The sequence below is a fragment of the Streptomyces sp. NPDC054863 genome (assembly GCF_053610825.1).
Genome location: NZ_JBSGZD010000276.1, coordinates 1 through 10,613 on the forward strand (window position 1 = coordinate 1; position 10,613 = coordinate 10,613).

General features: G+C 72.5%; 9 protein-coding genes. 6 read left to right on the top strand and 3 right to left on the bottom strand.

Annotation, left to right across the window (positions count from 1 at the left end; all coding sequences use genetic code 11):
- Positions 1–124 precede the first annotated feature (124 nt).
- A complete protein-coding gene (locus ACWGIG_RS31680) occupies positions 125–1,231 on the bottom strand; it encodes a pyridoxal-phosphate-dependent aminotransferase family protein (protein WP_453325132.1) in 1,107 nt (368 codons plus the stop codon).
- A gap of 122 nt (positions 1,232–1,353) precedes the next feature.
- Here ACWGIG_RS31680 and ACWGIG_RS31685 point away from each other — a divergent pair, with 122 nt between their 5' ends.
- A complete protein-coding gene (locus ACWGIG_RS31685) occupies positions 1,354–2,451 on the top strand; it encodes an amidohydrolase family protein (protein ID WP_453325133.1) in 1,098 nt (365 codons plus the stop codon).
- Positions 2,452–2,739: 288 nt separating this feature from the next.
- On the top strand, positions 2,740–3,672 hold the full coding sequence (locus tag ACWGIG_RS31690) for an SCO1860 family LAETG-anchored protein (RefSeq protein WP_453325134.1): 933 nt from the start codon (positions 2,740–2,742) through the stop codon (positions 3,670–3,672).
- Between the two features lie 206 nt (positions 3,673–3,878).
- Here ACWGIG_RS31690 and ACWGIG_RS31695 read toward each other — a convergent pair whose 3' ends face one another.
- Positions 3,879–4,943, bottom strand: coding sequence for an aminotransferase class V-fold PLP-dependent enzyme (locus ACWGIG_RS31695; protein ID WP_453325135.1), 1,065 nt, complete (start codon positions 4,941–4,943; stop codon positions 3,879–3,881).
- Positions 4,944–5,054: 111 nt separating this feature from the next.
- Entirely contained in the window at positions 5,055–5,765 is a 711-nt protein-coding gene (locus ACWGIG_RS31700; RefSeq protein ID WP_453325140.1) for a DsbA family oxidoreductase, read from the bottom strand.
- Between the two features lie 233 nt (positions 5,766–5,998).
- Between ACWGIG_RS31700 and ACWGIG_RS31705 the strand changes: the two genes are divergently transcribed.
- From ACWGIG_RS31705 to ACWGIG_RS31720, 4 genes are all read left to right on the top strand, one after another.
- A complete protein-coding gene (locus tag ACWGIG_RS31705) occupies positions 5,999–6,997 on the top strand; it encodes a hypothetical protein (RefSeq protein ID WP_453325136.1) in 999 nt (332 codons plus the stop codon).
- Positions 6,994–8,349: a sensor histidine kinase gene (locus tag ACWGIG_RS31710; RefSeq protein WP_453325137.1), complete on the top strand. Its 1,356-nt coding sequence runs from the start codon at positions 6,994–6,996 to the stop codon at positions 8,347–8,349. The genes ACWGIG_RS31705 and ACWGIG_RS31710 overlap by 4 nt, the downstream gene beginning before the upstream one ends.
- Positions 8,346–9,026: a response regulator gene (locus ACWGIG_RS31715; protein ID WP_453325138.1), complete on the top strand. Its 681-nt coding sequence runs from the start codon at positions 8,346–8,348 to the stop codon at positions 9,024–9,026. The genes ACWGIG_RS31710 and ACWGIG_RS31715 overlap by 4 nt, the downstream gene beginning before the upstream one ends.
- Positions 9,027–9,107: 81 nt before the next feature.
- On the top strand, positions 9,108–10,565 hold the full coding sequence (locus ACWGIG_RS31720) for a peptidoglycan D,D-transpeptidase FtsI family protein (protein ID WP_453325139.1): 1,458 nt from the start codon (positions 9,108–9,110) through the stop codon (positions 10,563–10,565).
- Positions 10,566–10,613: the final 48 nt, after the last annotated feature.

The window sequence follows — 10,613 nt, forward strand, 5'->3', positions numbered from 1 at the left end:
ATCTTGGCGTTTAGGCTCCGGAGAAGCGGGCATAAGAAAACGGGAAGCTGCGGTGAATAAGCAGCTTCCCGTTTTCTGTGAATTCCTGTGAACTCCGGGGAATCCCCCGTAATTCAATTGCGAATTATTCGCCCGGCCAGGTTTCCGTCACGGCGTCCCGGGCAGAAGCGAGGTCCGCGGACCGGCCGAACGCCGCCAGGGCCCCGCCCAGCGCCGCGATCGAGGCCAGCACCACCTCGCGCGACGCGTCGACGCCGTAGTGGTTGACCCGGATCATCTCCTTGGCCAGTGCCCCTCCCCCCGCGATCAGCGGCACCGAGGGGTCGAGGGCGAGGGCCTTCGCGACGACCTCGCCGGCGTCCAGGCCGTCCGTCACGCGCAGGGTCGTCGCCACGGGAGCCGCGTCCCGAGCCTCGTACACGAACGGCCCGATCGCGCCGCCGAGCGCGACCGCACCCGCCCGGGTCGCCGCGGCAGCCGCCGCGTGCCGCTCCGTGACGGCGTCGATGCCCTCGTCCTCGATGCGCTCCAGGCAGGCCTCCAGCGACAGCATCTCCAGCTGCGCCGGGGCGAACATCAGCGCCTTGCGCCCGCCGTCGATCCACCGCGCCTTCCAGTCGAGGAGCGAGAGGTACGAGGCGCGGGGCGCGTCCGGGTTCTCGGCGAACCGCTCCCAGGCGCGGGCGCTCACCGACACGGCCGACACTCCGGCAGGTCCGCCCATCGCCTTCTGCGCACCGATGATGCACATGTCGACGCCCCACGCGTCGGGGGTGACCGGCTCGGCGCCGACCGACGCGACGGCGTCCAGGTAGAAGAGCGCACCGTGCGCACGGACCACTTCGCCGATCTCGGCGACCGGGTTGGTGTTGCCCGTCGCGGCCTCGGCGTGCACCAGCGAGACGAAGCCGATCTCCGGGTGCGCGGCGAGCGCCTCGCGCACCTGGTCCGCGGTGACGGCCGCGTGGAACGGCACCGCGAGGTCCACCACGTCCGCCCCGCAGTCCCGCAGCCAGTTGCCGAAGGTCTGCCCGTAGGGGCCGGTGACGATGTTCAGCGCGCTCGATCCGCGCGGGGCGCCGGCCCGGATGCACGCCTCCAGGGGCAGCAGCGCCTCGCCCTGCATGATCACCACGTCCTGCTCGGTACCGAGCAGGGCCGCGACCTTCTGCTCGATGCGTGCGAAGTCCACGGCGGTGACGGGAGACAGGTCCAGCAGGGGATGTGTCACGACGGTGCTCTCTTCGGATCAGTGTTCGGGCCTACCCGGACGAGCGTAGCCGCCGGGCGGCGCACGGACGGTACGCGGCAGGCACACCGGGCGCCTCGTCCGGTGCCTCGTACAGTGCGGGGATGAGCGATCACAAGGTGCTGCACGTGAAGGGGCGGGTGCTGGTCGGGCCCGACGACGTACGGGACGAGCTGTGGGCGGTGGACGGCCGGGTCACCTACGAACGCCCCGCCTCGGCAAGGGAGTTGGCGACGGTCGAGGGCTGGGCGCTGCCGGGGCTCGTCGACGCGCACTGCCACGTCGGGCTCGACCGGCACGGGGCCGTGGACGCGGAGACGAGCGAGAAGCAGGCGCTCACCGACCGGGGCGCGGGCACGCTGCTGATCCGGGACGCCGGATCGGCCGCGGACACCCGCTGGATCGACGACCGCGAGGACCTCCCCAAGATCATCCGGGCGGGCCGGCACATCGCCCGCACCCGCCGCTACATCCGGAACTACGCGCACGAGATCGAGCCCGGCGACCTCGTCGCGTACGTGGCGGCCGAGGCGCGCAGGAGCGACGGCTGGGTCAAGCTCGTCGGCGACTGGATCGACCGCGAGGCCGGTGACCTGACCCCCTGCTGGCCGCGCGGAGAGGTGGAGGCGGCGATCGCGGAGGCGCACCGGCTGGGGGCGCGCGTCACCGCACACTGCTTCGCCGAGGACTCGCTGCGGGACCTGGTGGAGGCGGGAATCGACTGCATCGAACACGCGACGGGACTCACCGAGGACACCATTCCGCTCTTCGCGGAGCGCGGCGTCGCCATCGTCCCCACCCTCGTGAACATCGCGACGTTCCCGCACCTCGCGGACGGCGGCGAGGCCAAGTTCCCGCGCTGGTCCGCCCACATGCGGGAGCTGCACGCCCGCCGGTACGACACGGTGCGCGCGGCGTACGACGCGGGCGTCCCGATCTTCGTCGGCACGGACGCCGGGGGCTCGCTCGCCCACGGGCTGGTCGCCGAGGAGGTGGCCGAACTGGTGAAGGCGGGCATTCCGGTACGGGACGCGCTCGGCGCCACCGCGTGGGGCGCGCGGGAGTGGCTGGGACGCCCTGGCCTGGAGGAGGGCGCACCCGCCGACCTCGTCGTGTACGAGGCGGACCCACGGGCGGACGTACGGGTACTGGGAGCACCTCGGCACGTGGTGCTGAACGGGCGCGTGATCGACGGGGGCTGAGGAGGGGGTGACGCGGGGGCGGCGCTGCTCGTTGTACGTCTTCATCGGCGCGCCCCCGAAAAGGCGGGGCCGACGGGGCTGATGCGAACACCCGTACCGCAAGAAGCGAACGTACGGACTAAAACCCCCCTTTGGGGTGAACTCACGCTGGGCGCCTGTTCATTCACCCTCAGTGCGTAAAGATTCCCGTGTCTCGGTCGCCGACCGCCGACCGCCCTCGTCCACGGTGTCCCCCGTGGTGGGTGGCGCCGCCCGGCGACGCCATTCACTTGTGGGGGTTCCACCACCTTGAACAGCTCTCTCTTCCGCATGCCCGCACGCCGCTGCGCCGTGGGTTCGGCGGCGCTGCTGACCGCCGCTCTCGTCACCGGCTCGGCACACGCCACCGACCGTCCCTCGTCGGAGACGGGCAGGGCCAACGCGTCGGTGCTGCGTGCCGGACTCGACGTCTCCCTCCTCAACAAGACGCTGAACGTGCCGGTTAAGGCCACGCTCAACGAGGTGCAGGCACCGGCGAGCGCGGCACGCACGGCACTCACCGTCCAGGTGGACGGCGTCGACAAGGGGCGGCCGGTCTCGATGCTGCGCGCCGACGTGGCCACCGCGAAGGCGACGGTGGAGGGCGACCGGGCCGAGGGCCGCTCGGAACTCGCCCACGCCAAGGTGCACGTGCCGGGACTGCCGCTGCTCCCGCTCATCGAGGTCGAGAAGGTCACGTCGAAGTCGGTGTGCGTGGCGGGCGCACGGCCACAGGCGCAGGCGAACGCGCTGGGCCGGGTGACCGTACTGGGCAAGCGGGTCACGCTGAGCGCGGGCGGAGTGACCCGGGTGACGGTCCCGGCGGTGGGCGAGGTCGCCCTCACCCTCTCGAAGACGCACACGACGACACGGACGGCGGCTGCGGCGGCACTGGAACTGAAGGTGTCCGTGAACCCGCTGAAGCTGAACGTCGCGGAGGTCGAGGGGGTGGTGACGCTGGCAGAGACGGGGTGCACGGTGCCGGACGTCCGCACGGTGAAGCCGGCACCGGCTGCGCCCGTCGCGCCCGCGGAAGTGAAGCCGCAGACGGCTGGTGTGGTGAAGGCGGCACCGGGTCCGGAGGCAGCGAACCTGGCGGAGACGGGAGGCAGTTCGGCCACGCCGTACCTGGTGGGGGGCGCAGTGGTGCTGCTGGCGGCAGGCGGAGGAGCGGTCGCGCTGGCGCGGGGACGGCGTAGCTGAGGCGAGGGGGCGGTCGCGAGCGCGTGCGGAGCATGCCGCAGTGAGGGGGGCCGCCCAGGGAGGCCGAGGGCTCGGGGGCAGGCATTTTGGGGGCGCGGGGAACTGCGCGACCGGCCACGACGCACCCGCACGAAGATGACGCGCACGGTGCGCCCCGGGCCGAGCCGCAGGGCCCTGCGTGGGGCCCCGGCCCGGGGCCCACTCCCCTACTCCCCCAGCACGCTCAGCACACGCGACACGTCCTCCGCCCCGTTGTACAGATGGAACGACGCCCGCAGGTTCCCCGCCCGGGCGGACACCCTGACCCCCGCTCCGGCCAGCTCCTCCGCCCGTGCTCCCAGCCCCGGCACGGCCACCACCGCCGACCCCGGTGCCGCCACCGGCGTGTGGCCCAGGGCCGTGAGGCCGTCCCGGAACAGGTCCGCGAGAGCGACGTTGTGGGCGTGGACGGCATCGACCCCGAGCGGCTCCAGCAGCCCGAGCGACTCCACCGCCCCCTCGTAGCAGAGGAACGGCGCCGACGCGTCGAACCGCCGTGCCGAGGAGGCGAATTCGGTCACCGGGCCGTACGTGCTCCCCCACATGTCCTGCGCCGCGAGCCACCCCGCCTGCACCGGCACGGTCCGCTCCTGAGCCTCCTGCGAGACCGTCAGGAACGACGTGCCGCGCGGGCACATCAGGTACTTGTACGCCGCGGTCACCGTGTAGTCGTACAGCCCCGCCGAGACCGGCAGCCAGCCCGCCGACTGGGACATGTCCAGCAGCGTGCGCGCACCGTGTGCGGCGGCTGCCGCGCGCACCGCCGCATCGTCGGCGACCCGGCCGTCCGCGGACTGCACCGCCGACCAGGCCACCAGCGCCGTCTCCGGGCGCACCTCGGCGGCCAGTTCCGCCAGGGGCACGTACCGCACCTTCAGGTCGCCGCGCGCGGAGAAGGGCGTGACGAGCGACGCGAACTCGCCCTCGGGGGAGAGGACTTCACTCCCGGCCGCGAGTGAGGCCGCGACCACCGCCACGTGCACCGCGACCGAGGTGCCGACCGCGACGCGGTCCTCCCCGACCCCGACCAGCCGCCCGAAAGCGGCGCGCGCGAGCTCGAAGGACTCGAAGGAACCGGGGTTGGCGTGGGCCCCGGTGGCGCTCTGCCGGACGAGCGCCGTGACCACCTCGACCGTACGGCGCGGAGTCAGGCCGTACGACGAGGTGTTGACGTACGTGACCTCGGGGGCGAATTCCTCGGGCGCGAGGCTGCGGAGGGGAGAAGTAGTCATGCGGCAAACTCTGCCCCCACCACCAACTCCCCGTCCACCACACACTTTCACGAGGTCACGAGGCCACGAGGCCACGAGGTCACGAGGCCACAGGGTCACGGGTTCACGAGGTCACGCGCAGTTGCCGTCCACGTCGCACGTCTCGCCCGCTGCCTCCGGGGACGCGGCCAGTGTCGTCAGCGGCCCCCGCTCCTTCCACGCCTGCTCCAGCGCCTGCGTGAAGACCTCCGCGGGCTGGCCGCCGGAGATCCCGTAGCGGCGGTCGAAGACGAAGAACGGCACGCCGTTCGCGCCCAGCTCGGCCGCCTCGCGCTCGTCCACGCGCACGTCCTCGGCGTACGCGTCCTGATCGGCGAGCACCGCACGGGTCTCCGCCTCGTCGAGCCCGGCCGTCACCGCCAGCTCCACCAGCACCTCGTCGTCGAAGACGGACCGCTCCTCGGCGAAGTTCGCCCGGTAGGCGAGGTCGAGCAGCTCGCTCTGCAGACCGCGCGCCTTCGCCAGGTGCAGGACGCGGTGGATGTCGAAGGTGGAACCGCTGTCCCGGCCCTCGGTCAGGTAGCCGAGGCCCTCCGCGTGCGCGTTGGAGGCGACGGTGGCCTCCATGGCCTGCGCCTGCTCGCGCGTACGGCCGTACTTCTGGGCCAGCAGGTCCAGGACGGGGGCGACGTCGCCCTTGGCGCGGTTCGGGTCCAGCTCGAAGGAACGGTGCACCACCTCGACATCGCCGCGGTGCGCGAAGTCCTCAAGGCCCTTCTCGAAGCGGGCCTTGCCGACATAGCACCAGGGGCACGCGATGTCGGACCAGATCTCTACGCGCAGGGGTGCGGGCGCGGGCGTGGTCATGATTCTTGTCTCCTGGTCTCACACAAGTACAAACGTCAACGAATTCAACAATGAGGTCAACCGGAGAAGCCCTCCGCACATTCCCGGGCCCCGCACATTCCCGGGCCCCGCACGTTTCCCTCCCCCGCACGTTTCCCTCCCCCGCACGGCGGAGGCGGATCGTCAGCGGGCAGGAGGTGCGGACCCGGCCCGGGCGGGAGCGTGGAGGCATGACCTCGACACCGCTCACCTCGGCCGCAGGCCCGCACGACCGGCCCCGGGCCACCGCCCCCACCTCCCCCGCCTCCCCCGCCCGCCGCGCCCTCCGCGCCGTCGCGATCGTCTCGTGCCTGCCGTACCTCGCCCTCAAGATCAGCTGGATCGCGGGCGGGCGGCTCGGCATCCCGGACAGCAGCACGCTGCTGGAGGAGCCGGGGGTCATGGCCGTCGCCAACTCCGTGACCGTGCTGATGGACGCCTGCGTCGTCGTGCTCGCGCTGCTGCTCACCCAGGGGTGGGGGCGGCGTGTGGCCGCCCCGCTGCTGGTGCTGCCGATGTGGGCGGCGTCCGGGCTGCTCGCCCCGATCATGGTGGGCTTCCCGCTGCAACTGCTGACCGGCGGGGCGCTCGGCGTCGCCCCCGGGGAGGGTGAGCCCTTCCTGGACGCGTGGGTGTTCGGGGTGGTGTACGGCGGCTTCATCGTGCAGGGGCTGACCCTGGGCTCGCTGTTCGTGCTGTACGCACGGGAGCGCTGGGGTCACCTGTGGCAGGGCACCGTCGGTGAACTCCCCCGCCCTTCGGGGACGGTACGTGCCCTCGGCCCGGTGGCCGCGCTGCTGGCCGCGCTCTGCTCCGTACCGCATCTGCTCGAAGCCTTCACCGGGCGCGCGGTCGGGGCCGCGGAACCGCTCCACACCGACGCCCGGCTGGTCACGGGCGTGCACGCCGCCTTCGCCCTGGTCGCCGTCGCCGGACTGCTGATGCTCTCGCTGCGGATCGGCGGCCGGGTACCGCTGCGGGTGCCGCTGGCGCTGGCCTGGACGGGGGTGGGCGTGCTGGGCTGCTGGGGCGGCTGGATGCTGGCCACGGCGGGGGCCGTCGCCACCGGGGCGGACCGGCTCACGGCCCTGACCGTGCTGACCTACGCTGTACAGGTGATCACCGGCCTCCTCGCCCTCGCGGGCGGCACTTCCTTCTTCGTACGGCGGCAGCGGCGGCTCGCCGCATGAACCCACGGGCCCTGCGGACGCTGCTGTTCGGCCGGAAGGCCCGGATCGGCTGGCTCCATCTGGTCGTGGGCGGCGCGCTGTTGATGCCGTTCTACCTGCTCACGACCGTGTTCGTCGGGCCGTTGAGCGGCAGCGCGAGCCCCTTCGGGTCCGTGGCGGTCCAGCTCCTGGCCCTCGCCGCGACCCTGCCGCTGACCGCCGTCTTCGGGCTGCTCGCCCCGGCCAGGCCGCTGTCGGTGGCGGTGATCAGGGCGCTCGGACTGCTGCCGGACCTGCCGTCCGGGGAACGGCTCCCGGACGGCCCCGCCAGGACGCGGGCGACCCGGGTGCGGAGCTCCGGGTGGTTCGTACTGCACGTCACCCTCGGCGGGATCATCAGCGGGGCCTCGCTCTCGCTGACCCCGTTCGCGGCCGTACTGACCGCGCTTCCGTTCTCGTCCGGGCTGCGGGACTCCTGGCCCGGCATGCCTCAACTCTTCGACCACGCCTGGGGGTTGGCGCTCGGGCCGGTCATCGCCATCGCTTCCATGCTGGCGCTGGCCGCCGTGAGCGCCGGGGCCGCCGCGCTGCTCGCCCGGGCGGCTCCCGTACTCCTCGGTCCTGCCCCCGCCGACCGGCTGGCGGCGGCCGAGCGCAGGGCCGCCGACCTCGCCGTGCGCAACCGGCTGGCCCGCGAGCTGCACGACTCGGTGGGGCACGCGCTGAGCGCGGTGACGCTCCAGGCGGGGGCCGCCCGCAAGGTCCTCGGCAGCGGGCGGGCCTCGGACGTGGAGTTCGTACGGGAGGCACTGGAGGCCATCGAGGAGACCACCCGGCGCACGGTCGGCGAACTCGACGCCGTACTGGGGGTGCTGCGGCGCGGCGAGGACGATCCGCAGGGGTTCTCGGGTCCCGCCCTGGACGCTCTGGACGAGCTCGTCGCCCGCAGCGGCGTCGAGGTCGCGCACACCGGCGAGGGCGACCTGGCGAGGGTGCCCGAGCCGGTGTCCCGGGAGGCGTACCGGATCGTCCAGGAAGGTCTGAGCAACGCGCTGCGGCACGGCGGCGGCGCACCTGTTTCCCTGCACATCGCCCTGCGCGGCGAGGAGTTGGAGATCGTGATGGAGAACCCGCTGCCGGGCCGGCCCGCGGTGGTACGCCCCGGGGGCGGCCGGGGCCTGCGCGGCGTGGCCGAACGGGCCACCCTGCTCGGCGGGCACACGGAGGCCGGGCCGAAGGACGGGAAGGTGTGGCGGATCACGGCACGCCTGCCGGTCGCGGGCGGCACGGTCACGGACGGCACGGTCACGGACGGCACAGCCATGGACAGCACAGCCATGAACGGCACGACCACGGACGGAAGCACCCGATGAGCACTCCCCCGGTCCCGCCCCGGACCCCCGTCCGCCTCGTCGTCGCCGACGACGAGCGCATGGTCCGTACCGCCCTGCGCGTCATCCTCGACGCCGAGCCCGACCTGGAGGTCGTCGGCGAGGCGACGACCGGCGCCGAGGCGGTGTCGGTGGTGCGCGCACTGCGGCCCGACGTGGTCCTCATGGACGTACGGATGCCGGAGATCGACGGCATCCGCGCCACCGAGCAGATCCTCGCCACCCTCGCCGAGCCGCCCCGCATCGTCGTCGTCACCACCTTCGAGAACGACTCCTACGTGTACGACGCGCTGCGCGCGGGCGCCGCCGGGTTCCTGCTGAAGCGGGCGGCGGCCGAGGACCTGGTGCAGGCGGTCCGGCTGGTCGCCCGGAGCGACAGCCTGCTGTTCCCGGCCGCGGTGCGTGCGCTGGCCGCCGAGTACGGCCACCGCAAGGAGGCGGCGACGGCGCCGTGGGTGGCCAGGCTCACCGAGCGGGAGTCCTCGGTGCTGCGGCTGATGGCGAAGGGGCTGACCAACGCGGAGATCGCGGGCGCCCTGGGCTTCGGCGCGGCGACCGCGAAGAGCCATGTGGCCGCGGTGCTGGCGAAGACCGGGGCCAGGGACCGTACGCAGGCGGTGATCGTGGCGTACGAATCGGGGTTCATCCAGCCCCGCTGACCCCGGCAGCCGCATGAGGAAACCATGAGAAGAGGTACGTAACGGAACTTCTCCCCGGTCGCCGCTCGTCCTCCCCGCAGGATGAACAAGACGATCAGGCACGCCGCCGTCTTCTGCATGCTGCTCGTCCTCGCGCTGCTGGTGCGGGTGACCTGGGTACAGGCGTACAACGGCAAGGCGCTCGCGGAGAACAAGGACAACCGGCGGAACATCATCGCGCAGTACGCGAACCCGCTCGGGAACATCATCGTGGCCGGCTCGCCGGTCACCGGATCGACGAGGACGGAGGGCAGCGACCTCGCGTACAAGCGCACCTACACCGAAGGCGAGCTCTACGCGGCCGTCACCGGCTACAGCTCGCAGGTGTACGGCGCGACCCAGCTGGAGGGCATCTACAGCCATGTGCTCGACGGCACGGACGACCGGCTGAAGAGCCCCTCCGACCTGCTCATGGGCAAGCACACCCGGCCGGGCAACGTGGTGACGACGATCGACCCGGCCGTGCAGAAGGCCGGGTACGAGGCGCTCGGCAAGAAGAAGGGCGCGGCCGTCGCGATCGACCCGAAGTCCGGCCGGATCCTCGGCATGGTCTCCACCCCGTCGTACGACCCGTCGAAGATCGCCGGGCAGAGCGACGGCGAGGCGTGGCGGAAGCTGTCGTCGGGGGACGACGAGGACAAGGCGATGACGAACCGGGCGATGCGCCAGCCGCTGCCGCCCGGCTCCACGTTCAAGCTGGTCGTGGCGTCCGCTGCGCTGGAGAACGGCCTGTACGACTCGGTGGACACCGCGACGGACAGCCCCGACCCGTACACCCTCCCCGGCACCAGGACCGTCCTGCACAACGAGAACAGGTCCGCCCCCTGCGAGAACGCCACCCTGCGCGCGGCCCTGAAGTACTCCTGCAACAACGTCTTCGCGAAGCTGGCCGTGGACCTCGGCCAGGACAAGGTGAAGGCGATGTCGGAGAAGTTCGGCTTCAACAACGACAAGCTGGACGTGCCGGTGCGGGCCTACGAGAGCGCCTACCCCAAGGGCATGGACAAGGCGCAGACCGCGCTGACGGGCATCGGCCAGTTCGACGTGACGGCGACGCCGCTCCAGATGGCGATGGTGTCGGCGGCACTCGCCAACGGCGGCGAGCTGGCGGCCCCGCACATGGTGTCCGAGGTGACGAGCGCGGGAGGCGACACCCTGGAGAAGTACGAGGACGGGAAGTCCACCCGGGTCGTCTCGGAGCGCACCGCCGAGCAGCTGCGCAGCGCGATGGTCACGGTCGTCGAGGACGGCACGGGCACCAACGCCAGGATCCCGGGCGCGGAGGTCGGCGGGAAGACGGGCACCGCGCAGCACGGCCTGAACAACAGCAAGACGCCGTACGCCTGGTTCACGTCGTACGCGAAGGACGCCTCGACCGGCAAGGAGGTCGCGGTGGCGGTCCTCGTCGAGGACTCGGGCGCGGCCCGCTCCGAGGTCAGCGGAAACGGTCTGGCGGCGCCGGTGGCCCAGAAGATGATGAAGGCCGCGCTGAGCGGATGAGCCGCCCGGCGAGGGGCCGGTCCGGCACGGCAGCCCGCGGTCCGTGCC